Origin of the sequence: Ferribacterium limneticum, assembly GCF_020510565.1 — a bacterium.
Taxonomy (GTDB): domain Bacteria; phylum Pseudomonadota; class Gammaproteobacteria; order Burkholderiales; family Rhodocyclaceae; genus Azonexus; species Azonexus limneticus_B.
In genome coordinates this window covers 2,792,308-2,815,068 of the sequence record NZ_CP075189.1, presented here as the reverse complement: position 1 = coordinate 2,815,068, position 22,761 = coordinate 2,792,308, and the positions used below count along the sequence as shown (strand labels likewise).

Below are 22,761 nucleotides of genomic sequence, written 5' to 3'. Positions count from 1 at the left end.
ACGATCTCCGAAATTCTATTTTCCTACGTCATTTGGCAACGGTGTTTTGTATCGCCTTCATCCGATATCACGTTGGTCAAGGCATCTTTTGCAGCAGTTGTCGATATTCTGCTCGTCGATAAAGAGCCGTTGATTACGTGAGCGCCTGCCCCCCAGACCCGGGCTGGGTACAGGGGGCAGAATTCCAGTTGTTCACGGAATATTCTGGCATCAGGATTCAACAAGCGCAGAAAGTCCGTTGGTCAGGCTAATGTTGGATAATCGGTATAGCCGCGTTCTTCTCCTTGATAGAAAGTTGAACTATCTGGTTGATTTAGTGGAGCTCCTTGCTTAAATCGCTCGACCAGATCAGGATTGGCTAGAAATGCAGTGCCGAAGGCCACAAGGTCAGCGTCACCCGTACGGATTGCTGTTTCGGCTCGCGCTGCGTCATATCCGCCATTTGCGATATAGGTTCCGCCGAAACGGCGTTTTAATTCGGCAAAATCGAACTGCCCTTCACCTAATTGCATTACATGCAGATAGGCCAGCCCGTATTGGCCCAGTAGTTCAGCAGCGTGGCCAAAAGTAGCAGCCGGATTGCTGTCGCTCATTGAGAAGTTATTGAAGATGGGCGACAAACGAACACCCACGCGATCGGCGCCGAAGACAGGGATGACTGCCTCAACTACTTCCTTAAGGAATCGGGCGCGGTTTTCAACAGAACCCCCATAAGCATCAGTACGTACATTGCTACCATCGCGTAGAAACTGGTCGATCAGGTAGCCATTGGCTGCATGGATTTCCACACCGTCAAAGCCAGCCTGCTTGGCGTTCTCCGCTGCCTGGCGAAAATCGTCAACCACTTCCGGAATTTCTTCAATATCGAGGGCACGTGGTATTTCGAGGGATTTCAGGCCGGCAAAGGTGACGATTTCACCAACAGGCTTGATTGCCGAAGGAGCAACAGGCAACTCTTCATTCGGCTGAACAACAGGATGCGACATACGGCCAACATGCCAGATTTGCAGGAAAATGTGCCCCCCCTCGGCATGAACGGCATCAGTCACCAGCTTCCAGCCAGCAATCTGTGCGTCAGTGAAAATACCGGGGGTCCGTGGGTAACCTTTGCCCTGAAGAGATATCTGCGATGCTTCTGTAACGATGAGACCTGCGGTGGCACGCTGGCGATAATATTCGGCAACAGTTGGGTTTGCTACGTCGCCTTCCCCCGCTCGACTGCGCGTTAGTGGTGCCATGACCATCCGATTTCTCAGCGTGAGCACACCTAGCTGGACGGGGGAAAGTAGTTTATCAAGACGAGTAGTTGCCATGCTTTCACTCCTTCATGTAATGGACCGATCGGTCCGTAATCGATAAAAAAATTACTCCAGAACTGACATCATTACAGACAACGTATCATCCAGGCGTTGGGGGGCGGTTTTGGCGCGTGCCATGATTTGCAAGCCTTGATGGCTTGCGCACAAGAATCGGGCGAGTTTGCGAGCATCTTTTGTGGGAGAAATCGAACCGTCCTGTATTCCGCGCTCAATCGCCAGAGCGAACGAATCCTCCATTCCGACGAAGTCTTGCTCCACCAATTGCTGGACTTCCACGTCATGCGGCCCTAACTCGGCTGCTTCATTACAACTCATACAGCCAAACGGTTGCTCTTCATTTCTTGCGTGTTCAACAACCATTTCGAAAAAAGCGTGGATTGAGGCGAGGGCAGTGGGGCACTGGGTAAGATAGCCATGGAGTTTTCGCATCCGCTCCTTTCGATATTCATCGAACGCTTCCAGAAACAGTTCGCGCTTGCTACCGAACGTGTCATACAGGCTGCTCTTGCTGAGCCCAGTCGCTTTGAGCAACTCGGAGATCGATGTTGCCTCATAGCCTTTGCTCCAGAAGAGTCGCATTGCTTGAAGCAAGGCCTTTTGTTTATCAAACTCGCGAGGACGTGCCATTTCATCAATCTCAATCCGTTTGCGTGCAATATAGATGTTTTGGAACGACAAGTCCATAACTGTCCAATATGTAATTCTCCTTGCTTGATCGGTAACGATTTTGCCGTCAAGTCGCGATGGAGGTTTGGTTGCCCATATCGGTGGCGTGCCGGTTGTCATCGAAATAGAAAATTTTGCCGGTGATGACGATGACAAAATCGGAAAGCATAAAGGCAGCGGCATTGCCAACGTCCCCGATTGTTAGTTTCCACGAAGCGGTGAGGTTTGGCATCGGGGAGGGCAAGTTCCCGACGTTGCCTATCCCTGAGGCAGGAAGCTGCCAGAGTGGCGATTTATCACTGCTGTGAATTTTGAGAATTCAGGCTGCTTGTTGGAACAATGGGCTTGTGGGAAGTAGCTTTCATCAACGGATTTCCGAGTGGCGATTCAAGGGATTGCGCCGGTCCAAGATGATTGAATGAATAACCCAAAAAGGATGGGCATGCGTGCTCTTACAATTAAACAGAAGTTAGTTTTACTCGCAATTTTGTCCCTTTCAAGCTTGGTTCTGGTTGGCTCTGCCGGGTGGATCGGCGTGAGTCGCCTGGATTCGGCACTACGCGAAACAAATGAACACAGCACTCCCGCCGTAGTGGTAATGGCTGAACTACGTATGTGGCAACTCAAATCCTTATTGGTAACTAGGGAGGTGGCGACGTGGCAGCCGGAAAGATATGAAGGTTTGGGAAACCGAAGTGATGCGCTTAGTGAAACAAAAAGCACATTTGAGTCTGTGCTAGAGCGTCGAGGAGAGGCTGAAGCAAAGGTGAGGGCCGCATTCGATGCTTACCAAAAGCTTGAAAAATCCAATGAAGAGACCAGCGAATGGGAGGAGGTTCAACAGCGCCTCAATGCATTCCGAGAGTCTTACGACAGGCTTCTTCCGATAATTCAGGAAATGGCAAAGACAGACAATTGGGAAACGCTGGTAAGCCTACACGGTCAATTCAAGGTAATTGATGACAGAATCAACGGGGTTTGGGAGCAGGCCGATTCAGGGATCGAAAAGCTTAATGGTGTTACCAAGAAATACGCGGAACAGGTTGACGCGTCCGCTCGAGAAGCACAGGTCAGTGCGCTTTCGATGATCGCCATTGTATTTGTTTCTTCGGCGCTCGGCCTCGGTGTGTTGGCACTTATGATCGTCCGGAACGTAACCGGCAGCCTGTACAGGATGAAAGCTGTCATCGTTTCAGTTGCGGAAACTAACGATTTTACACAACGCATTGACTTTATCCGATCTGACGAGATCGGTGAAACGTCAGCGGCATTCAACCGACTGCTGGATCGCGTTGGCGACTTTATTCGGCATGTTTCTGATAATGCCAGAGAGATTTCTGGCGCAGCCGACAATACGTTGAGCGCATCAAGGCAGCTCTCGGAATCATCGGCGCACCAAAATGACCTAGCGGTAGCTATGGCATCCGCTGTCGAACAGATGTCCGCCACCGTCGGCAACATAACCAGTTCCGTCCAAGCCGCGGTCGGGCGCGCAAACAACGCCGGATTAGCAGCCAACCAAGGTGAGGTGATGGTTTCTGAAACCGCTATGGAAATGGACTCCATAACTGAGACGGTTGCCAAGGCCGAAATGACTATTTCAGAGCTTGGTACGCAGTCCGGGCAAATATCCAGAATTGTTCAGGTAATCAAGGACGTTGCAGATCAAACCAATCTGCTGGCGTTGAACGCTGCGATCGAAGCTGCTCGAGCTGGAGAAATGGGGCGAGGTTTCGCTGTGGTGGCTGATGAGGTAAGGAAGCTTGCAGAAAGGACCAGTGCATCGACCGTGGAGATCGGCGCAATGGTCTCGGCCATGCAACATCTTTCAAGCAACGTCGTGGATGAAATGGGCATCATAATTTCCAAAGTTCATCATGGAAAGGATCTCTCTGCGCAGGCTGCAGAGCGGATTCTGGCCATACGCGAAAACTCTCAGGAAGTAACCGTTTCAGTAAATGGCATTTCGTACTCCCTGAAAGAGCACTCCACAACATCAAGTGAGATATCAAGACGCGTGGATGCCGTTGCCAGGCTCAGTGAGGAGAATGCCAGTGCTGCTTCAAAGTCGGCAACTGTATCGGAGGTCCTTCACGCATTGGCCGTATCGCTGCAATCAGCAGTAAGCCTATTCAAGGCGTAAGGCTTCATGGTTTTTTGCAGGGCATTGAATTTCGCACTTGATTCGAGAAATCCATGGTGCCGATGCGGGGCAGCGAAATATTTCGTTATCGAGCGTGAAGCAGCCTTCAGTGGGCAAAATTGAGGCTGTTATGGCGCCAGCATAGTTCCAGGCTTTGTCTATTGAGAAAATAAGCCGAAAGCTAGGCTGGCTCGCGCCGAATCAGGGTGGGTTATTCCACACGAAGAGCCTCCGCTAACAAATGCATTTGCTCTACCATATCTTTGATCTTGTAAGCTAGAGCAGCGCAAGTTTGTGTGCCGACGGCATGAGACATTCTTTCCAAGTCTATTTCACCTTGTAGCCGATATCCATCCTCCTGAATACGAAACGAGTGGATTGCCTGTTGAATCAGGCCGTCGCGTATCTTGGCAAATTCGCTGGGAGCATCGGCGGATAGTTTTGCCAACAGGTCAAAGTCAAAAAAATCATTTCCTTGCATGCTGGGCTTCAAGTTGTGGCTTATTTATGCTGATTATCGGCGGCAATAGGTCTGGCGCTAGGCGCCGACCTAATTCGGGTCGAATGCGGGTTTTTAGCGTCCTAGCTCTTTCGCAGTCTTCCCCGCAATTCCCCATTGCGCCTTAGGCACGTCGTGAATCCAGACACGGGTATTTTCGATTGGTGCGCCAAGCGCTTCAGACATAGCGATGCAGACTTTTTCGATGACGGCTTTCTTTTGTTCTTCCGTGCGGCCTTCAATGAGGTAGATCTGTGCGAACGGCATAATTTTCTCCTTACTATTTAGTGGATGAATTTCACATTGACGCTACCTAGATCCTGGATGCGTAAGCTGACGTTGTCACCGGCCTTGACCGCGACTGCCTCGGTGACGCCACCGGAAAGGATCATCGTGCCGGCCGGAATTTCCTCGCCACGGGCGCCGAGATGGTTGGCCAGCATGGCAATCGCCGCTGCCGGGTGGCCAAGAACGGCCGCGCCGGCACCGATGGCGACGGGTTCGCCGTTCTTCTCCATGACGACGCCCAGGGTGCGCAGATCGAGACCGGCCACCGGCGTCATCTGCCCGCCGAGGACGAAACGCGACGACGAACAGTTGTCAGCGATAACGCTCTTCAGGTCGAACTTGAAATCGCGATAGCGCGAATCGATGATCTCGATGCCCGGCATGATGAAATCGGTTGCGGCCAGCACGGCACCGATGTGGCAACCCGGGCCTTTCAGGGCCTTCTTCAGGACGAAGACGATTTCCGGCTCGACCTTCGGATGGATCAGTTGATCGATCTTGATCTCGCCGCCATCGGCAACGCTGAAGTAATCGACCAGAAAGCCGAAACACGGGGTTTCAACGCCCATCTGCTTCATCTTGGCGTGCGAGGTCAGACCAGCTTTCAGGCCGACGACGCGATTGCCGCGGGCCAGCTTGCGGCGGAGGATTTCGTTCTGGATGGCGTAGGCGTCGTCCCAATCCATTTCAGGATTGGCATCGGTGATCTTGACGACGTCGTGCGCCTGCAATTCGGCGTTTTCAAGCAGTTCGGCCAATTGGCCTATGGTTTGCTGGTTCAGTTTCATGCCATCAGTCCTCGTGCGCGTGCCATGCTCATGGCGGTGTCTTCAATCATGTCTTCCTGCCCGCCGACCATGCCGCGACGGCCGAGTTCGACCAGAATGTCGCGGGCCGGTACGCCGTATTTGACGGAGGCACGCTTGGCAAAAAGCAGGAATGAGCCATAAACGCCGGCATAACCGAGCGTCAGCGCATCGCGGTCGATGCGGATCGGGAAGTCCATCATCGGCACGACGAGGTCTTCGGCGACGTCGGTGATCTTGGCGACATCGACACCGGTCTCGATACCCATCAGGCTGCACACGGCGATGAGCACTTCCATCGGCGTATTGCCGGCCCCGGCACCGAGGCCCGCGGCGGCGGCATCGACGCGATTGGCGCCGACTTCGATGGCGGCGATCGAGTTGGCAACGCCCATGGCCAGGTTGTGGTGGCCGTGGAAGCCGAGTTCGGTTTCCGGCTTCAATGCCGCACGCACGGCCGACAGGCGCTCCTTGACGCCTTCCGGCAGCAGATGACCGGCCGAGTCGGTGACGTAGATGCAGTTGGCGCCGTACCCTTCCATGAGCTTGGCTTGCTTGACCAGGCCTTCGGCACTGTTCATGTGGGCCATCATGAGGAAACCGACGGTGTCCATGTCCAGCTTGCGGGCCATGGTGATGTGTTGCTCGGAGACGTCAGCTTCGGTGCAGTGGGTGGCGACGCGGATGGTGTTGACGCCGAGGTCACGCGCCATCTTGAGGTGGTCGACGGTGCCGATGCCGGGGAGCAGCAAGGCCGAGACCTTGGCCTTCTTCATCCTGGGGATGACGGCGCCGAGGTATTCCTCGTCGGTGTGGGCCGGGAAGCCGTAGTTGACCGAGGAACCACCGAGGCCGTCGCCGTGGGTGACTTCGATCAGCGGCACGCCGGCTTCGTCGAGGCCGGTGGCGATGCTGACCATCTGGTCGAGGGTCATCAGGTGACGCTTGGGATGCATGCCATCCCGCAGGGTCATGTCGTGGACGGTTACTTTTTTGCCGCGTAGGGTCATTGTTTTCTCCAGTTACTCAGGCAACTACGGGCTCAAGCTTGAGCGTGCCTTTGATCATTTCTTCGGCGAACATTTCGGCGGTGCGCGCACCGGCGGCGGTCATGATGTCGAGGTTGCCGGCGTAGGTCGGCAGGAAGTCGCCGAGGCCGGTGACTTCCATGTAGACGGAGACGCGGTTGCCATCGAAGACCGGGCCGTTGACCAGGCGGTAGCCCGGGACGTACTTCTGGACTTCCTTGATCATGGCGTGGATGGATTCGGTGATCGCGGCCTGGTCCGGGGCGGTTTCGGTCAGGCAGTGCACGGTGTCGCGCATGACGAGCGGGGGTTCGGCCGGGTTGATGATGATGATGGCTTTGCCCTTCTTGGCGCCGCCGACCTTTTCGACGGCACCGGCGGTGGTGCGGGTGAATTCATCGATGTTCTTGCGGGTACCGGGGCCGGCGCTCTTGGACGAGACGGTGGCGACGATTTCACCGTAGGCGACCGGTTGAACGCGGGAAACGGCTGCCACCATCGGGATGGTGGCCTGGCCACCGCAGGTGACCATGTTGACGTTCATTTCACGGCGACCGACGTGTTCCTTGAGGTTGACCGGCGGGACGCAGAACGGGCCGATGGCGGCCGGCGTCAGGTCGATCATCAGGACGCCGAGGGCGTTGAGCTTGCGCGAGTTCTCGGCGTGGACATAGGCCGAGGTCGCGTCGAAGGCGATCTGGACGTTGTCGGCGAGGACGTGGGGCAGGAAGCCGTCTACGCCGGTGGCGCAGGTCTTGAGGCCCATTTCGGCGGCACGCTTCAGGCCTTCGGATTCCGGGTCGATGCCAATCATCCAGACGGGGTCGAGGAAGGGGCTGCGCTTCAGTTTGTAAAGCAGGTCGGTCCCGATGTTGCCCGGGCCGATCAAGGCACACTTGATCTTATTCATGTTGTGGTTTCCTAGAAGGGTTCAATACAGGGAACTGACGGCGTCGCCGACCATACGTTGGGCTTCATCATTGGTAGCGGCGACATCTGGGCTGCATATGCAAGTCATCTCGGCAGGGACTTCGGTTGGGTCGATGATTTCATCAGAGCGAGAGGTCTGGGGCATTTGGGGGGCACGCTGAGGCTCAGCGTCGGCAATGCTGATCTCCTGGTCCGGGGCCAGCTTGGCGAGGACCATCGCCACGCTCTCTGAAAGGGTTTGGCCTGCTCGAATGCTATTCACGGTAATACCGGTGCCAACCATAAACTGTGCCAAACCATGCGATACCGCAGTCTGGGCTGCTTTGGTCATGCCGTGGTGGATCATCTCGCCTGACGGGGTGATGCCGGGATCGTCAGAGATGAATACGATGCGGCCCCAGTTAGTGGCCTTCATGCGTGGTAGATAGTGTCGCACCAAGCGCACGCCGCTCAAGACATTGACGTCAAAAATGCGGTGCCATTCGGAATCCGTGATTTTTTCGAAAGGCGCTCGCTCGATGATTTCGAGACTGTTCACCAGAATATCAGCCTTGGGGCATTGGCGTAGCAGGGACTGAATTCCGTAAGCATTGGCCAAATCTGCTGTTACGCCGTGCACTTGGGCATGATTCACTTCACTTCGAATGAATTCAACCGCCGCCGCTACCCGTTCTGGCTCACTTCCGTTGATAGTCACGATGGCGCCTTCCCGGGCCAGTTCCAACGCAATGGCAAAGCCGACGCCGGTAGTGGATCCGGTCACCAGGGCGCGCTTGCCGGAAAGCTGGAAATTCATTGCGCGACTCAGACGAAACGCACCGAACAGCCACCGAGGCCGCCGATGGTCATGCGCAGGTTGTCGCCCTTGACCACCGGGACCATGGCACCCATCGCGCCGGACAGCACGATGTCGCCGGCCTTGAGGGTGATGCCCAGCTTGCCGAGCGTATTGGCCAACCAGACCATGGCATTGACCGGATGACCCATGGTCGCGGCGCCGGCGCCGGTGACGACGATTTCGCCGTTCTTTTCGAGGACCATGCCGCACAGGCCGAGGTCGATGTTGCTGATGTCGACGAGTTGGTCACCGAGCACGAAGACACCGCAGGAGGCGTTGTCGGCGACAGTGTCCTGGATCTTGATCTTCCAGTCGGTGATGCGCGAATCGACGATCTCGAAGCATGCCATGACGCCTTCGGTGGCAGCCAGTACTTCGGCAGCGGTGACTCCTGGACCTTGCAGGTCTTTCTTGAGCAGGAAGGCGATTTCACCTTCGGCCTTGGGCTGGATCAGCGAGCTCATCTCGATCGATTCGCCTTCGTTGTAGACCATGCCGTCAAGCAGGTAGCCGAAGTCGGGCTGATGGACGCCAAGCAGGTTCATGACCGGCTTGCTGGTCACGCCGATCTTCTTACCGATGACCTTCTCGCCATTTTCCAGCCGGCGCGACAGCATGCGTTGCTGGATGTAGTAGGCATCCTCGATGGTGATGTCGAAGCCGCGCGAGGTCAGTGGGCTGACCGTCTTGCCGGCGACCAGGGCGTCGTAGAGTTCGTCGCCCAGTTTCTCTATTGTGGGTTGATCCATTATTTTTCCTGTCGTGGTTTGGGTGCTGGCGGCTTACAACTTGATGCAGATGTTCTTGAGTTCGGTGTAGAACTCGAGCGAATGGACGCCACCTTCGCGGCCGATGCCGGACTGCTTGGCACCGCCAAAGGGCGTGCGCAAGTCACGCAGGAACCAGCTGTTGACCCAGACCAGACCGACTTCCATCTGCGCCGCGACACGGTGGGCGCGGTTGATGTTCTGCGTGAACACCGAGGCGGCCAGACCGTAGGTCGTGTTGTTGGCGCGCTTGATGACTTCGTCTTCGCTGTCGAAGGGCATGACCGTCGTACAGGGTCCGAAAATTTCCTCGCGAACAACCGTTGCGCTGTCATCCAGACCGATCCAGATCGTCGGCTGGACCCAGGCGCCGTTGGCCAGTTCGCCCGGCATTTTCGGAATGCCGCCGCCGGTAACGACCGTTGCGCCCTCATCGACGGCCTTTTTGTAATAGGAGAGCACCTTGTCGCGATGTTCCTGGCTGACCAGCGGCCCCATGTTGGTGGCCGGATCGCTCGGCACGCCAAGCTTGAGCTTCTCGGCACCGGCCTTCAGGCGGGCGACGAACTCGTCGAAGATCGGACGTTCGACATAAAGACGCTCGGTGCCCAGGCAAACCTGACCGCAGTTGGCGAAGCAGGAACGAATCGTCGCTTCGATCGCGACATCCATGTCGCAGTCGGCAAAGACGATGCCCGGATTCTTGCCGCCCATTTCGAGTGACACCGGGCGCGAACCGTGGGCTGCAGCCTTGTTGATGATCTCGCCGGTCCGCGTTTCGCCGGTGAAGGTGATGGCATTGACGCCCTGGTTGGTGGTCAGGAATTCACCAGCCGAATTCGGCCCGAAGCCATGCACGACGTTATAGACGCCCTTGGGCACGCCACAGGCATTCATGACTTCGCCGAGCAGCGTGGCGGTGGACGGCGTTTCTTCCGAAGGTTTGACAACGACGGCGTTGCCACAGGCCAGCGCCGGGCCGACCTTCCAGGTCATGAGCAGCAGCGGCAGGTTCCACGGACAGACGACGCCGACGACGCCAACCGGGCGACGAATCGCGTAGTTGAGCGCACCCTTGCCATCCGGCGTCGCCATTTCGAAGAACTCGGTCGGCGCATTCTTGATGACGTCGGCGAAGATCTTGAAGTTGGCGGCACCGCGCGGGATGTCGATGTGCGAAGCGAGGCTCTTCGGCTTACCGGTATCGGCGCATTCGGCTTCGAGGAATTCATCGAAACGACGGGTGATCTCGTCGGCGACCTTGTTCAGGATGTCGGTACGCTCGACCACGGTCATCTTGCCCCACGGGCCTTTCAGCGCATCGTGCGCAGCCTGCACGGCGGCATCGACTTCTGTCTTGCCGGCTTCGTGCACCATGCCGATGATCGAGTTATCGAGCGGCGTGCGTTTCTCGAACTGCTTGCCTGTCGAGACGAATTCGCCGTTGATGAAATTCAGGATCTGCTTCATGGTTCTATGCTTTCCCTATTACCTTGTTCGTTTTTCCAAGCCGATGACCGCCAGTTCCACCCCGATGCCAGTGAGCTCTTTCTGTCGTGCTTGCACTGCGTTATGGGGTGGATTTGGGAATCAGTTTCCGACGGCGATACTACTATTTGGTCTTCGCGTTATCCTATTTTCTCGAGAAATACAGGGAATCACGAAAATAAGGGGGGAAGGCAGGGGCCAGTCTGTAGAATTCGTGACCAGATAAGAGTCATGTAAACATGCACATAACATCCACTATGTCGGAAAACAAATTGGCAACGCCATTCCGCAATGAAACGGCGAGCGGTGAACATAAGTCGATGATTGAATCGGCTTACCGTAATTTGCGCCGCGACATCATAGATGGGCGCCTCGCTCCGGGAGAAAAACTGCGGGTCGAGCATCTCAAGGATGATTACGGCGTCGGTGCCGGTACGCTGCGCGAGGCACTCTCTCTTCTTGTCGCGGACGCCTTGGTTGTTAGCCAGTCTCAGCGGGGCTTTCGCGTAGCGCCGATATCGTTGGCAGATTTTGAGGACATTACGCGCAACCGCGTCATGCTGGAGTGCGAAGCCTTGAGGCAGTCGATCGCTCTTGGGGACGATGCATGGGAGGGTGAGGTGGCGGCCGCTTTTCACCGCCTATCCAGGGCGGAAGCGAAGCTCTCCGACGGTGATGCGCGCGACGAGTGGGAAAAACGCAATCGTGTTTTTCACGAAGTCCTGATCGCTGCGTGCCCATCGCGCTGGCTCAAGCACTTTCTTTCCATCCTCTACCACCAGGCGGAGCGTTACCGCCGGCTTTCTCTGTACCGTAGTCCGATCCTCCGGGATATACATGGTGAGCACACGGCTCTGTTCGATGCCGTTTTGGCTCATGACGCGGAGCGAGCTACGGCAATTTTGGCCGACCACATCGGCAAGACGCTAACCGGGTTAAGAAACTTGCCGTCAGAATTGTTTTGGGAAGGCAGCGCGTTAACAGCGTAGTCGGGCATGCCACTGAGCATGACCTGTTGTTCATCGTCGCTGGTTAAAGTATTTCTCCCACTGCTATTTCATTACCGTGGCCCACGGTTGTAAACGCTTCCTTTTTGATTTTGGGTGCTTTTTCCGGTGAACCGTGGGAGGGCAAGGTCGCGTTAAGATTCTCAGGACGGCATCGGCTCGGCGTTGCCCAGCGCGGTGGTGTTCATGCCACCATCTACGTAAAGAATCTCGCCGGTGATGCCGCTGGCCAAGTCGGACAGCATGAAGGCGGCGGCGTTGCCGACTTCCTCGATGGTCACGTTGCGACGCAACGGGGCATTGTGCGAGTTGTAGGCGAGCAGTTTGCCGAAGTTGCCGATGCCGGAGGCGGCCAGGGTCTTGATCGGGCCGGCCGAAATGGCGTTGGCGCGAATGCCTTCAGGGCCGAGGCAGAAAGCCAGGTAGCGCGTGGCCGCTTCCAGGCTAGCCTTGGCCAGGCCCATGGTGTTGTAGTTGGGCATGGTGCGCTCGGCGCCGAGGTAGGAGAGAGCCAGCGTGGAGCTCTTGCGGCCCTGCATCATCGGACGCGCGGCCTTGACGAGTGCCGGGTAGCTGTATGAGGAAATTTCGTGGGCGATGCGAAAGGCTTCGCGCGAGATGCCGTTCAGGAAATCGCCTTGGATGGCTTCGGTCGGGGCGTAGCCGATGGAATGAACCAGACCATCCAGGCCATCCCAATGGTTGGCCAGTTCGACGAAGAGTTTGTCGATTTGTTCGTCGCTGCTGACGTCAACCGGAATCGTAATGTCGCTGCCGAATTCGGCAGCAAATTTCTTGATGCGGTTTTCGAAACGCTCGTTCTGGTAGGTGAAGGCGAGTTGCGCACCTTCACGATGGCAAGCCTTGGCGATGCCATAGGCTATGGAGTGCTTGGACAGCAGACCCGTGAGCAGAATTTTTTTGTCGGCAAGAAAGCTCATGTGTTGTTCTCCAAAAAGAATTTAGCAGGTTGTCCAAAACCCTTGGGTGGTCGATGCCAATGAGATAATGGTGGTTCTGTCAGGGTAAGCGGAGTCTGGAAGGGCGGATTCCAGCAGGACATCCGTTGCGTAGATTGCGTGTGCTTTACCGATGGTATTCATCGGCTAGATGAATCGCACGTTTGCCAGTTGTACTCGCGTACCGCTGGTCTGGGGATTCCGCCGGGACTCCTGTTCAGAGCAAGCCTGATTCATGTGTTGTTTTCCATCCGCTAGCCGAAGGTATCGGAGTGTTTTTGTGCAACCTGTTAATAGACCGATTGGTCTTTTTCAAGGTTGGGTTGAACAGGGTCATTCGGCGATATGAATAGTAGGTGTGACGGACATGCCCACCCTCAAGCTCGTAGCGGGTTTCTGGTTTGGTTCTATGCTGATACGCACGGGTAAGCGTTGAACAATTTTCGTGAAATTGCCTGTTGCATTGTGGGGAGGTACAGCGGAATAGCTGACTCCGCTGGCTGGCCCCAGGCTGTCGACCTTTCCTCTCAGCGCATCGCCCGGGAATGCGTCGACTTTGATTTCAACTGCTTGCCCTGGGCGTACGTTTGCTAACTGTGTTTCCCTGAAGTTGGCGGTAATGTAGATGGCATCGAGGGGTACGACTGCGAGCAATGGTTTTCCCGCGTTCACATATGCGCCGACTCGAACCGCCTTCTGTCCGACTACGCCATCTACTGGCGCAGTGATCCGAGTGTAGGAAAGTTTCAGTTCAGCAGCAGCCTGGGCTGCTTGCGCCTGCTTCAAGGCCGCCGTTGCCTTGTCTAGATCGGCGCGGAGGATGTCTATCTGTTGCCGACTGGCTAGAAGACCGGCTTGATTCTTTACCATGCTGGCTTGCTGGATGCTTAGCTGTGCTTCTGCCTGTTGCAGGGCTTGTACGGAACCTGAGCCATCCGTTGCCAGGTTTTGATATCGGACCTGATTGGCCTTGGCCAGTTTCAAGCCGGCTTCATCTGCCGCAACCGCTGCCTGTGATTGCTGAATTGTGGATTCTTGTCGCACAAGTTGTGCCTGAAGGCTGGCTATGCTTGCTTGAGCGCCCGCCGATTGGGCTTTTGCCGAGTCGACCGCAATTTGAAAATCTTTGTCGTCAATCGTGGCAAGTAGATCACCCGCCTTTACAGCCTGATTGTCTTCAACAAGGACATGGTCGACGGTTCCCGATATTTGCGGTGCCACGCTCGTAAAGTCAGCCTGGACGTAAGCGTCATCTGTCGATTGGGTCGATGCGCTGGATTCCAGGCGGTTGAAGTAAAGGGTGCTGCCGATGGCCAATGTGGCTAGTGTTACGGCAATGAAGACCTTCGTTTTTTTGGGGAGAGCCATGGCATGTTATCCGTGTGAAGAGGGTGAAGGGGTAGGATGTGTGGCGCTGAGGTCAGGGGCTGGGATATAGGTCAGCCGAAGTACGAGCGGAATCAGGAGTAGGGCGAGAACGCCTAAAACCCGGTAGGCATCTGCCACCGACAGCACCACTGACTGTTGGCTGACAATGTTCATCAGTTGGGTGGAGTCTGGCGATTGCGCTACCCAGTTGCTGGCTTGGGCAGCTCGGTCAAGCAGCATTTCCGAATGAAATCGGCTGCGTACTGCCAGCAATTGCCCAATCGTCGCTCCGCCGATTAGCGAGCTGAATGCCCGCAGCGTGTTGATCGTCCCCGAGAAATAAGGGCCCTCATTGGGATGCACGACGCTGGTCATGAGGAAGAGCTGAGAAACGATGGCCATGGGCTGACCAAAGGCCTGAAGGAGCTGAGTAACGAGAAATTGGTCTCGGTTCCATTCCGCGGTGAGCTGTGCGCCCGAAAAGCACGCCAAGGCAATCAATGAGAGTCCTAGTACGAAGACAATGCGTGCGTCCACCCACTTCTTGTAGAGGAGAAATGCAACCATTGATCCTAGAACAAGTTGAGGAAGGGCGATCAGCAATCCAACAGGGGCCGTTTGAAAGCTGCGATAACCTTGGATGCCTCCCAGATAATTTGCCGGCAGCTGAGAACCCGATACCAGCGTCACCAGTAACAGGACGAAGATGCTGGAACCCAGCCAAAGATTTCGGCGCCCAAGGAGTTGTAGTTTGAGAAATGGGGCCTCGTGAAACCATTCTGTCAGTAGGTAGATGACGAAAAGTGTCAAGCCGACGACAAGCGAGAGTGTGACCAAGGGGGAATTGAACCAGTCCAGCCTCACGCCCTGATCGAGGGCTATGCTTAGCAAGGCTAGGCCGGCGCTGCCGAATGCCAGGCCAAGCCAGTTGGCTTCCTTGAACCGTCTGGTCTGTATTTTGTCATGGGGCAAACCCCAGCCAACGAGCACCCCGGCAAGGACGCAGAGGGGTATGCTTTGCCAATAAAGCCATCGCCAATCGAACAATTCATCGGTCCATTGCCCGGCAAGCCACATGGCGAGGTTGGGGGCGAAAGTAGCGGTCATTGCATACAGTGCCAGACCATGCAAGCGAATTTGAGGTGGAAGAAACTTGAGCGCTGCCATCATGAGAACCGGAATCAAGGCACCGCTACTCATCCCCTGCAGGAAGCGGAGGCCAATCAATAGATTCAGGTCGTGAACGAAGGGCAATAGCGCGGCAATCCCTGCACAAATGCTTACCATCAGAAGATGGAAGCGCCGCACGGACAAGGTGATTGCAAACCAGGTTGCAAATGGCGTGGCAATTAACTCACCAGCCGCGTAGAAAGTGGTAAGCCAGGATGCGTCGTCTAAACCAAAGCCTAGTGCTCCGCGTACATCGGCCAAGCCTAACGCGCCAACGCGATTGTTGAGCCCAGCCATCATTGCGGAAATGAAAATTCCAAGCAGGCCGGCCATGGCCCTCACTGATAGATTGGCTGGATGTGCCTGGTGACGAGGCGCATGAGCATGTTCTTGCAGTGCCGCAGCGGTCATTTTGTTTCCCCTGTCACATTCCACCCTCCGCCTAGTGCTTTGTACAAATTAACCAGAGTAAGCGTGGCATTGGTGGCACTAGTATTTAGGTTCGTTTGGCTGGAAAGCAGGTTGCGCTGGGTTGTCAGTACGCCGAGGTAATCCCCTGCCCCTTCCTGGTAGGCCCTTTCGGCAACCTGTAAGGCTTGTTTGTTCTGCTCGTAGGCGAGGAGAAGTTCCTCGTGTTCGCGTTGCTGAGCAGCCCAGGCATCCAAGGCGTTGTCCACTTCATGCCAAGCCAGCAGAACTGTTTGCCGAAAAGCCAGGGCTGCGGCTTTTTGCCGTGCCTCGGTCAGCGCGAGACGTTGGGTCAGCCTACCTCCCTGGAAGATTGGAAGATAGACGGTCGGACCGACTGAGAAGAGCCGGGAATCCCAACTGCTGAGATCTCCGCTTTCAAAAGCTTCCGCGCCGATACGTCCTCTGAGTCCGATGCGTGGGTAAAAGTCAGCCTTGGCAACGCCAATGCTGGCAGTTGCGGCGTGGAGCTGGGCCTCTGCACGTAGGATGTCTGGTCGTCTGCGCGCGAGCTCGGATGGGATGCCTACCGGAACCTCGCTGGGCAGCGATGGAATAGGCATGGCCTGCCGTAACTGGGCGTCCAATGCTCGCGGCTTTTCGCCCAACAGTAATGCCAGGGCATTCATTAATGCGTTGCGGCGCTGCGTTTGTTCCGAGATCGCGGCATTAATTGTTGCCAACTGTGCACGAGCGGATGATGTTTCAAAACGGGTGGCAATGCCGTTGCGCTGGCGGCTTTCCACCAAGTCGAGTGTTCTCTCGGCTATCGTCCGGTTTTGGTTTGCGATATCAAGCTGAGCCTGCGTGCCGCGTATTTGCAAATAGCATCTCGCAATTTCGGCTGCCAGCGTCACTCGAAAAGCCTCGCGCTCATAGGTTGTCGCTTCCAGTGTTGCGGCGGCACCTTCATTTGCCCTGCGGGCTCGGCCCCATAAATCAAGTTCCCAGGTGGCGTCGAAGCCGATCTGCCAGAAATTGTTTGGCGTGGTAGGGGCGCCTAACGCGGCAAAATATCCATGTTGGCTTATCGCTTCCCGAGCATAGCTCGCGCTAGCAGAAATGCTGGGGAGTAAGTCGGCGCCTGTTATCCCCAGCTGCGCACGTGATTGTTCAATTCGATTGGTCGCTATCTGGAGGTCAAGATTGGATAGCAATGCTCGTGATTCGAACTCCATCAGAAGGGGGTCGTTAAACAATGACCACCACAGGGCAGGAACTTCGGTATGAGATATCGGTGAACTTCCCGAGTACTCGGGTCTGGGAAGCAATACAGCTTCTTGCAATCCGCTGTCTGGCCGAAGGTAGTCGGGACCTACTGTGCAAGCTGTTAGAGCGGAGATGCATGCAAGCACACCAAATATGTTTCGAACTGGTAGCAGTATTTGTGTTACCGGTCTTGATGTCATTTGAGTTTCCTGTAGGTGGTGCTTTAATAAACGTACCGTACCGCTCGGTATGCTTCTTTATCAAAAAAAACTAAAAGAGAGATGGTTGGCTTGACGACTAAAAATGTAGCGATTTAAAGGGTATTTAATATACCGTACCGCTCGGTTCGATACTATAATGATCAACGATCAACATGTCAAAACTTATATGGGAAGTGTTTTATGGGGTTAGCTAAGAAGCGTCACCTGTCCATTCTGCCGCCGGAAGAGTTGCCTGGTACCAAGGCTTACACGGTATTGCGTGCTGCTCGAAAGATTTTCTTCATGCATGGGTTTAGCGCTGCTACGACCGACATGATTCAACGCGAAGCGGGGGTCTCCAAGTCGACTGTCTATGCGTACTATGCAAACAAGGAAGCTTTGTTCGTGGCAGTTGTGCAGGCCGAATGTTGGGCCTTCCAGGAAACAATACGTGCCATCAAGTTTTCACCGGGGAAGCTTAGAGAGACTCTGAGTGCCTTGGCCCATACCTACCTGGATATCGTACTTTCCGAGCCAGGTTCGTACCTTTACCGGATCATTGTTGCTGAAGGGATCCGCTTTCCGGCGTTGGCTTCCACGTTTTACATGGCCGGGCCGCACGTCATTGCAGCCATGGTCGCGGAACATCTTGCGAGTGCTGTAACGTCGGGAGAAGTCGATTTAGGCGATGTTGAGTTGGATGAGGCGGCCAATGTGTTCGTTAACTTGGTGCGTAGTGAGCCGCAATTGCTGTATTTGACCCATCCTGATGCCGCTCCTTCATCACAACAAATTGATCGCTGGGTTAAGGTCGTGATCGATACCTTCATGCGTGCATATGGTTGTTCCTGTTATCGGATCTCCTAAAGGGTACGCCATGCTCGAACCTTCCATGCCTATGGGGGACGCTGCGAAGGCGGAGCAGCCTCGAAGGCCAAGGCCTGATAGCGAAATCACGCGCCATTTCAGGGGATTTCGTCTGTTCAAGGATGTGTCGGTATTCGAATATTCGGGCTGATCTCGTTCGCGATGTCAGGAGGTGCTACTCATGCAAGACAATCCGGAGCTTGGGAAAAATGCCGAGAACGAAGGGCCATCGATTGCCATGCTTCGTGCTGTCATCGATGGTAATACTTATGAAGCAGTGGCGCTGCAATTCGGTGTTTCGCGTACCGCAGTTGAACGACGTATCAAGGCGCTCGCAGTCCAACTGACTCAGCTAGTCGGTGTAGAGGGTCTCAAAGAGGAAGGAGCTGCTTTCGTGCGGCGACTGCGTTTGCACCGGCAAGCGATTCTGGCTGCGTTGGAAAATTTTTCCCTCCCCAATCCGGCGTGCCCTCGTCCTGCGCGGGTGTTGTCGGCGCAAGAAGTAGCTCAAGGTGCTTTACGCATCAGAGGGCGTACTAGCCGCACGTCGCACGATTTGGCGCTGTATTACCTTCTGTTTACCACCGGTCTGCGTCCCCTTGAAATCGCTCGTCTCCAGGTGCGTGACTACCTGTGGGCAGATGGTACCGTGCGTCGAGCATCGGAATTGCGGGCCGAGGCCGCCATCAACGGCAAGTCGCGGCCGCTCTACTTCAGCAGCAGCCGGCTTGACGAAGCACTGGCGGCTTACTTCGAGGAGAGGCGCGAATCTGGTCACGGTCGGGGCATGCCGGGGGTCTATCGAGGCCTCGACCCCGAAAGCCGGGTGTTTCTCTTAGCAAACGGCGAACCCTACAAGATACTGTCCAACAACGGCGAGGCCGGCCAGGATCGCCATGTTTGTCGCGCCTTGCTGGAAATTTACCGAAAACTGTTTCGTTACGCCGAACTGAAGGGCTTGAGTGCACAATCGGCACGCCTGACGTTGATATCACGCATGTACGAGCGCGGCGCCGACGAAGATCAGATTGGAATAATTCTTGGCATTGGCGAGCGCAGTGCCGTACGCGAACTATTACCTAGGCCCAGGCCGGCTCTGGTGGAAATTCTGAATGAACTGGTCTGATTTGCGATGGATTCCCAGCAGTTTGTCATCCGTGGAAGAGTGATCGCGGCCGACGCCCCGGAACTGCAGGAGGCGCTCGCCCAGGTTTACGACACGCTCGAGCGCCCACGCTGCCTGTGTGTGGAGGGAGGTGTGGAAATGTATGTCGCCAGGCATCGATGTTTCGTCATCAAGCGCATGCCGGAGAGCGGCAGTACCCACCATCCGGGCTGTCCTTCCTACGAACCCGAAGCCCGCCAATCGGGGCTGGGGGAGCTGATAGGCGATGCCGTGTTGGAGTCAGCGTCGGGCCAAGTCGAACTGCGCGTAGATTTTCCTTGGACGAGGATGGCAGGAAGAAGCGTGCAGCGTGGCGAGCTGCGAGAAGTGGCTGAGGTGGAGGTGCCGCGCCGGCGCATGACTTTGCGGGCTATGCTGCATTTTCTGTTCGATCGGGCCGGCTTCAACCGCTGGAGTCCGGCGATGGCGGGTAAGCGCAATCAGGGCGTGATGTGCAAATACTTGTTGGAAGCTGCCGAGGAAATCACTGTCAAGGGGGTGCCGCTCGTCCAGCGCTTGTATGTGCCAGAGCCTTTCAGCGAAAGCACCAAGGCGGAGATTGCAGGGCGTCGGCGTGAGAAACTGGCCGTGTTGCGGCCAAAGGATGGGCAGATGCCGTTGGCCCTGGTTATTGGCGAATACAAGGGGAATGAGGTAACGGTACAAGGGCGTCGAGTCTGGATTCGTCACATGCCGGACGCGCCGTTGCTGATTGCAGCGGGCAGTTGGGAGCGCATCGAGCGGGTGTTCGCCCCATTGTTCGAGGCGCGGGACGCCGATACCGTCCGCCCTGTACGCCTAGTCATGGCTGCGTTGATCCGTGCACGCCGCGAATACACCTACGAGATTGAAGCGGCAAGCCTGATGTTGACGACCGAGCATTGGATTCCCATTGATGGTGTGCATGAACTGCCCCTGGTCGACGCGCTGGTCGCACAACAACGCCGTTTCATCAAGCCTTTGCGTTATGACGCCCGCAGTGGTGTACCTTTTCCTAATGGCTTGTTGCTCGATGCCGGCCCGGCTCCTGTTCCTCTACATGTTGTTAGTGCTTTCATAGATACCGGGGAGCGAGCGGCTAAGGAGAAAATGATCGCGGCGTGCAAGGGGAACGTTTGGGTTTGGCGGACTGATCAGCCGATGCCGCCCCTGACCGGCATAGTAAGTTTGCGCTGAAGCGTTCTTTGCGTTGCTAGGCAGAGGTTTTCATGGGGTTGATGCGAAGCTAAGCGGCGGGAGGATGAAGCATTGGAATGCCCCGATCTTCATGGAGGTGACCGCCTTGCTCCGCGAAAACGACGATACCGAGACGACCCTGGCCCAAGAATAGATGGCGACCCAGAGACTGAAGTATAGGTCAAACTTGGGTGGGTGCCCCGGCGGAGCCGGGGGGGGGGGGGCTGCCTCAATGATTTACATGTTGGGGTAAGTCGGGCCTTCGCCGCCTTGCGGCACCACCCAGTTGATATTCTGGGTCGGGTCCTTGATATCGCAGGTTTTGCAATGCACGCAGTTCTGCGCATTGATCTGCAGGCGCGGGTTGGCACCGCTCTCGTCGCGCAGGATTTCATAGACGCCGGCCGGGCAGAAACGCTGCTCCGGCGCATCGTATTGCGCCAGATTGACGGTAATCGGGATGCAGGCATCCTTTAGTTGCAGATGGCAGGGCTGGTCTTCTTCATGGTTGGTACTGGAGAGGAAGACGGAGGACAGGCGGTCGAAGGTGATGACACCATCCGGTTTCGGATAGGCGATCGGCTCGCAGTCGGCCGCCAGTTTGAGCTTGGCGTGGTCTGGCGTGCGGTTGTGCAACGTCCACGGCGCCTTGCCGCGCAGCACGACCTGATCGATACCAAACATGATAGAGCCGAGCGCCAGACCCTTGTTCATCCACGGTTTGAAGTTACGTGATTTGTGAAGTTCATCGTACAACCAACTGTTTTTAAATGACTCCGGGTAGGCGGTCAGCTCATCGCGCTGGCGTTCGCCGGCCAGTGCCGCAAAGCAGGCTTCAGCCGCCAGCGAGCCAGTCTTGATGGCGCAGTGCGAGCCCTTGATGCGCGCCGCGTTGAGGAAGCCGGCATCATCGCCGATCAGCACGCCACCGGGGAAAGTCAGCTTGGGCAGCGACTGCAGGCCACCGGCGGTCAGGGCGCGGGCACCGTAGGCGATGCGTTTACCGCCTTCGAGAAACTTGCGGATTTCCGGATGCGTCTTGAAACGCTGGAATTCCTCGTAGGGCGACAGGTGCGGGTTGCTGTAACCAAGGCCGACGACGAAGCCGACGGCGATCTGGTTGTTTTCCAGGTGGTAGAGAAAGCCACCGCCATAGGTGTCCGACTGCATCGGCCAGCCACCGCTGTGAATGACCAGGCCAAGCTGGTGCTTGTCCGGCTCGATTTCCCAGAGTTCCTTGAGACCGATGCCGTAGGTTTGTGGATCGACGCCATCGCGCAAATTGAATTTGGCTTCAAGCTGTTTGCCGAGGTGGCCGCGACAGCCTTCGGCAAAGAAGGTGTATTTGCCGTGCAGTTCCATGCCCAGCTGGAAATTCGGGCCTTCGGAACCATCATGCAGGCGGCCCATGTCGCCGGTGGCAACACCTTTGACTGCGCCATTCTCGTCGAACAGGACTTCTGAACCTGCGAAGCCGGGGTAAATCTCGACGCCCAGCGCCTCGGCCTGCTCGCCGAGCCAGCGGCAGACGTTGCCCAGCGAAATGACGTAGTTGCCTTCATTGTGGAAGCAGTTGGGCAACAGGCTGTTCGGCACCTTGGTGGCGCCGGTTTCAGAGAAGATGAAAAAGCGGTCTTCGGAGACGGGGGCATTGAGCGGTGCACCGTCTGTCTGCCAGTTGGGCAGCAATTCGTTCAGGGCACGCGGGTCCATGACGGCGCCGGAAAGAATATGGGCGCCGATTTCGGCACCTTTTTCGATCAGGCAGACGCCGAGATCCGTTCCTTTTTCTGCCGCCAGTTGCTTCAGGCGGATTGCCGCGGCCAGACCGGCCGGGCCGCCGCCGACGATAACGACGTCAAATTCCATGGATTCGCGTTGCATGATGCCTTGTTGTCGCAATTCAAAAAAATGGTCCGGCATAAATGCCGGACCGGAAACTACCGACTTGAGAGACAGAAGGTCGGCAGAGGAGACGAAGGTGGAAAAAGAGTCCGGTATTTCTACCGGACCTGAAATGCCGACACGAGGGATAACGTGCCGGCTCGCGGAGTAGGAATTCGGAACAAAGCAATCTAGTACGGGCTCAAAATGGCTTCCTGCCGAATTTCAGAAAATGGGCCTTTTGTGTTTTCTAATATTCATCATTGCGTATGCTTACCTTGCGCCAGTTTTATATCCAAACGGTAAGTCTGGTGGTCGCGCTCGCCGTTCTCAAAATGATCAATAGTAAATAAATTGAACACCTGTTATTTTTTGGTCACATCAAAAATGTACCCGTATCACCATTTAACGTTATGAATTTATAGAAGATGTTATGGCGTTTTGATTTATGTTGCAATCGAGGGTTTTGCACATATTTGTGCAAAAATGTCACTCCTTGATTTTGACAGCACCTGG

The 22,761-nt window shown here is 55.8% G+C and carries 21 protein-coding genes; 5 read left to right on the top strand and 16 right to left on the bottom strand.

The window, feature by feature from the left end:
- Nucleotides 1-242: 242 nt before the first annotated feature.
- The 3 genes from KI610_RS13535 to KI610_RS13525 are packed head-to-tail and all read right to left on the bottom strand — an operon-like array spanning nucleotide 243 to nucleotide 2,217.
- Nucleotides 243-1,313, bottom strand: a complete 1,071-nt coding sequence (locus KI610_RS13535) for an alkene reductase (RefSeq protein WP_226495489.1) — start codon at nucleotides 1,311-1,313, stop codon at nucleotides 243-245.
- 51 nt (nucleotides 1,314-1,364) lie between these two features.
- Entirely contained in the window at nucleotides 1,365-2,003 is a 639-nt protein-coding gene (locus tag KI610_RS13530) for a TetR/AcrR family transcriptional regulator (RefSeq protein WP_226495488.1), read from the bottom strand.
- Nucleotides 2,004-2,052: 49 nt separating this feature from the next.
- Nucleotides 2,053-2,217, bottom strand: a complete 165-nt coding sequence (locus tag KI610_RS13525) for a hypothetical protein (protein ID WP_226495487.1) — start codon at nucleotides 2,215-2,217, stop codon at nucleotides 2,053-2,055.
- A 186-nt stretch (nucleotides 2,218-2,403) separates the two neighbouring features.
- Between KI610_RS13525 and KI610_RS13520 the strand changes: the two genes are divergently transcribed.
- Nucleotides 2,404-4,128: a methyl-accepting chemotaxis protein gene (locus tag KI610_RS13520; RefSeq protein WP_226495486.1), complete on the top strand. Its 1,725-nt coding sequence runs from the start codon at nucleotides 2,404-2,406 to the stop codon at nucleotides 4,126-4,128.
- 211 nt (nucleotides 4,129-4,339) lie between these two features.
- Here KI610_RS13520 and KI610_RS13515 read toward each other — a convergent pair whose 3' ends face one another.
- From KI610_RS13515 to KI610_RS13480, 8 genes are all read right to left on the bottom strand, one after another.
- Nucleotides 4,340-4,609, bottom strand: coding sequence for a DUF3135 domain-containing protein (locus tag KI610_RS13515; RefSeq protein ID WP_226495485.1), 270 nt, complete (start codon nucleotides 4,607-4,609; stop codon nucleotides 4,340-4,342).
- A 93-nt stretch (nucleotides 4,610-4,702) separates the two neighbouring features.
- Nucleotides 4,703-4,894, bottom strand: coding sequence for a 2-hydroxymuconate tautomerase (locus KI610_RS13510; RefSeq protein ID WP_226495484.1), 192 nt, complete (start codon nucleotides 4,892-4,894; stop codon nucleotides 4,703-4,705).
- A 17-nt stretch (nucleotides 4,895-4,911) separates the two neighbouring features.
- The gene (dmpH, locus tag KI610_RS13505) at nucleotides 4,912-5,703 is read right to left on the bottom strand and encodes a 2-oxo-3-hexenedioate decarboxylase (protein ID WP_226495483.1); all 792 of its coding nucleotides are present in this window, start codon (nucleotides 5,701-5,703) and stop codon (nucleotides 4,912-4,914) included.
- Nucleotides 5,700-6,731 (bottom strand): 4-hydroxy-2-oxovalerate aldolase, encoded by a 1,032-nt coding sequence (gene dmpG / locus KI610_RS13500; protein WP_226495482.1) that lies wholly within the window; start codon nucleotides 6,729-6,731, stop codon nucleotides 5,700-5,702. The genes dmpH and dmpG overlap by 4 nt, the downstream gene beginning before the upstream one ends.
- Nucleotides 6,732-6,747: 16 nt before the next feature.
- Nucleotides 6,748-7,659, bottom strand: coding sequence for an acetaldehyde dehydrogenase (acetylating) (locus KI610_RS13495; RefSeq protein ID WP_226495481.1), 912 nt, complete (start codon nucleotides 7,657-7,659; stop codon nucleotides 6,748-6,750).
- 21 nt (nucleotides 7,660-7,680) lie between these two features.
- Entirely contained in the window at nucleotides 7,681-8,475 is a 795-nt protein-coding gene (locus KI610_RS13490) for an SDR family NAD(P)-dependent oxidoreductase (protein ID WP_226495480.1), read from the bottom strand.
- Between the two features lie 8 nt (nucleotides 8,476-8,483).
- A complete protein-coding gene (gene dmpE, locus KI610_RS13485) occupies nucleotides 8,484-9,266 on the bottom strand; it encodes a 2-oxopent-4-enoate hydratase (protein WP_226495479.1) in 783 nt (260 codons plus the stop codon).
- A gap of 33 nt (nucleotides 9,267-9,299) precedes the next feature.
- Nucleotides 9,300-10,754 carry a 2-hydroxymuconic semialdehyde dehydrogenase gene (locus KI610_RS13480; RefSeq protein WP_226495478.1) on the bottom strand — a complete coding sequence of 485 codons (1,455 nt, stop codon included), beginning with the start codon at nucleotides 10,752-10,754 and terminating at the stop codon, nucleotides 9,300-9,302.
- 275 nt (nucleotides 10,755-11,029) lie between these two features.
- Here KI610_RS13480 and KI610_RS13475 point away from each other — a divergent pair, with 275 nt between their 5' ends.
- Nucleotides 11,030-11,761: an FCD domain-containing protein gene (locus KI610_RS13475; protein ID WP_226495477.1), complete on the top strand. Its 732-nt coding sequence runs from the start codon at nucleotides 11,030-11,032 to the stop codon at nucleotides 11,759-11,761.
- A 161-nt stretch (nucleotides 11,762-11,922) separates the two neighbouring features.
- Here the strand turns inward: KI610_RS13475 and fabI are convergent, their stop codons facing one another.
- The 4 genes from fabI to KI610_RS13455 all read right to left on the bottom strand — a co-directional run bounded on the left by fabI (nucleotide 11,923) and on the right by KI610_RS13455 (nucleotide 17,153).
- Entirely contained in the window at nucleotides 11,923-12,720 is a 798-nt protein-coding gene (gene fabI, locus KI610_RS13470) for an enoyl-ACP reductase FabI (protein ID WP_226495476.1), read from the bottom strand.
- A gap of 351 nt (nucleotides 12,721-13,071) precedes the next feature.
- On the bottom strand, nucleotides 13,072-14,106 hold the full coding sequence (locus KI610_RS13465) for an HlyD family secretion protein (RefSeq protein ID WP_226495475.1): 1,035 nt from the start codon (nucleotides 14,104-14,106) through the stop codon (nucleotides 13,072-13,074).
- 6 nt (nucleotides 14,107-14,112) lie between these two features.
- Nucleotides 14,113-15,687, bottom strand: coding sequence for an MFS transporter (locus tag KI610_RS13460; RefSeq protein ID WP_226495474.1), 1,575 nt, complete (start codon nucleotides 15,685-15,687; stop codon nucleotides 14,113-14,115).
- The gene (locus KI610_RS13455) at nucleotides 15,684-17,153 is read right to left on the bottom strand and encodes an efflux transporter outer membrane subunit (RefSeq protein ID WP_226495473.1); all 1,470 of its coding nucleotides are present in this window, start codon (nucleotides 17,151-17,153) and stop codon (nucleotides 15,684-15,686) included. The genes KI610_RS13460 and KI610_RS13455 overlap by 4 nt, the downstream gene beginning before the upstream one ends.
- A 201-nt stretch (nucleotides 17,154-17,354) precedes the next feature.
- Between KI610_RS13455 and KI610_RS13450 the strand changes: the two genes are divergently transcribed.
- The 3 genes from KI610_RS13450 to KI610_RS13440 all read left to right on the top strand — a co-directional run bounded on the left by KI610_RS13450 (nucleotide 17,355) and on the right by KI610_RS13440 (nucleotide 20,361).
- Nucleotides 17,355-18,020 (top strand): TetR/AcrR family transcriptional regulator, encoded by a 666-nt coding sequence (locus KI610_RS13450; RefSeq protein WP_226495472.1) that lies wholly within the window; start codon nucleotides 17,355-17,357, stop codon nucleotides 18,018-18,020.
- A 181-nt stretch (nucleotides 18,021-18,201) separates the two neighbouring features.
- A complete protein-coding gene (locus KI610_RS13445; protein ID WP_226495471.1) occupies nucleotides 18,202-19,146 on the top strand; it encodes a site-specific integrase in 945 nt (314 codons plus the stop codon).
- 6 nt (nucleotides 19,147-19,152) lie between these two features.
- A complete protein-coding gene (locus KI610_RS13440) occupies nucleotides 19,153-20,361 on the top strand; it encodes a DUF1173 domain-containing protein (RefSeq protein ID WP_226495470.1) in 1,209 nt (402 codons plus the stop codon).
- 237 nt (nucleotides 20,362-20,598) lie between these two features.
- Here the strand turns inward: KI610_RS13440 and KI610_RS13435 are convergent, their stop codons facing one another.
- Complete coding sequence (locus tag KI610_RS13435; RefSeq protein WP_226495469.1) at nucleotides 20,599-22,245, bottom strand: electron transfer flavoprotein-ubiquinone oxidoreductase; 1,647 nt, start codon at nucleotides 22,243-22,245, stop codon at nucleotides 20,599-20,601.
- Nucleotides 22,246-22,761: the final 516 nt, after the last annotated feature.

What these genes read in the sequence shown, in the direction of transcription:
- KI610_RS13535 (WP_226495489.1), bottom strand. Translation starts at nt 1,313, where the DNA reads ATGGCAACTACTCGTCTTGATAAACTACTTTCCCCCGTCCAGCTAGGT.
- KI610_RS13530 (WP_226495488.1), bottom strand. Translation starts at nt 2,003, where the DNA reads ATGGACTTGTCGTTCCAAAACATCTATATTGCACGCAAACGGATTGAG.
- KI610_RS13525 (WP_226495487.1), bottom strand. Translation starts at nt 2,217, where the DNA reads ATGCCAAACCTCACCGCTTCGTGGAAACTAACAATCGGGGACGTTGGC.
- KI610_RS13520 (WP_226495486.1), top strand. Translation starts at nt 2,404, where the DNA reads ATGAATAACCCAAAAAGGATGGGCATGCGTGCTCTTACAATTAAACAG.
- KI610_RS13515 (WP_226495485.1), bottom strand. Translation starts at nt 4,609, where the DNA reads ATGCAAGGAAATGATTTTTTTGACTTTGACCTGTTGGCAAAACTATCC.
- KI610_RS13510 (WP_226495484.1), bottom strand. Translation starts at nt 4,894, where the DNA reads ATGCCGTTCGCACAGATCTACCTCATTGAAGGCCGCACGGAAGAACAA.
- dmpH (WP_226495483.1), bottom strand. Translation starts at nt 5,703, where the DNA reads ATGAAACTGAACCAGCAAACCATAGGCCAATTGGCCGAACTGCTTGAA.
- dmpG (WP_226495482.1), bottom strand. Translation starts at nt 6,731, where the DNA reads ATGACCCTACGCGGCAAAAAAGTAACCGTCCACGACATGACCCTGCGG.
- KI610_RS13495 (WP_226495481.1), bottom strand. Translation starts at nt 7,659, where the DNA reads ATGAATAAGATCAAGTGTGCCTTGATCGGCCCGGGCAACATCGGGACC.
- KI610_RS13490 (WP_226495480.1), bottom strand. Translation starts at nt 8,475, where the DNA reads ATGAATTTCCAGCTTTCCGGCAAGCGCGCCCTGGTGACCGGATCCACT.
- dmpE (WP_226495479.1), bottom strand. Translation starts at nt 9,266, where the DNA reads ATGGATCAACCCACAATAGAGAAACTGGGCGACGAACTCTACGACGCC.
- KI610_RS13480 (WP_226495478.1), bottom strand. Translation starts at nt 10,754, where the DNA reads ATGAAGCAGATCCTGAATTTCATCAACGGCGAATTCGTCTCGACAGGC.
- KI610_RS13475 (WP_226495477.1), top strand. Translation starts at nt 11,030, where the DNA reads ATGTCGGAAAACAAATTGGCAACGCCATTCCGCAATGAAACGGCGAGC.
- fabI (WP_226495476.1), bottom strand. Translation starts at nt 12,720, where the DNA reads ATGAGCTTTCTTGCCGACAAAAAAATTCTGCTCACGGGTCTGCTGTCC.
- KI610_RS13465 (WP_226495475.1), bottom strand. Translation starts at nt 14,106, where the DNA reads ATGGCTCTCCCCAAAAAAACGAAGGTCTTCATTGCCGTAACACTAGCC.
- KI610_RS13460 (WP_226495474.1), bottom strand. Translation starts at nt 15,687, where the DNA reads ATGACCGCTGCGGCACTGCAAGAACATGCTCATGCGCCTCGTCACCAG.
- KI610_RS13455 (WP_226495473.1), bottom strand. Translation starts at nt 17,153, where the DNA reads ATGACATCAAGACCGGTAACACAAATACTGCTACCAGTTCGAAACATA.
- KI610_RS13450 (WP_226495472.1), top strand. Translation starts at nt 17,355, where the DNA reads ATGGGGTTAGCTAAGAAGCGTCACCTGTCCATTCTGCCGCCGGAAGAG.
- KI610_RS13445 (WP_226495471.1), top strand. Translation starts at nt 18,202, where the DNA reads ATGCAAGACAATCCGGAGCTTGGGAAAAATGCCGAGAACGAAGGGCCA.
- KI610_RS13440 (WP_226495470.1), top strand. Translation starts at nt 19,153, where the DNA reads ATGGATTCCCAGCAGTTTGTCATCCGTGGAAGAGTGATCGCGGCCGAC.
- KI610_RS13435 (WP_226495469.1), bottom strand. Translation starts at nt 22,245, where the DNA reads ATGCAACGCGAATCCATGGAATTTGACGTCGTTATCGTCGGCGGCGGC.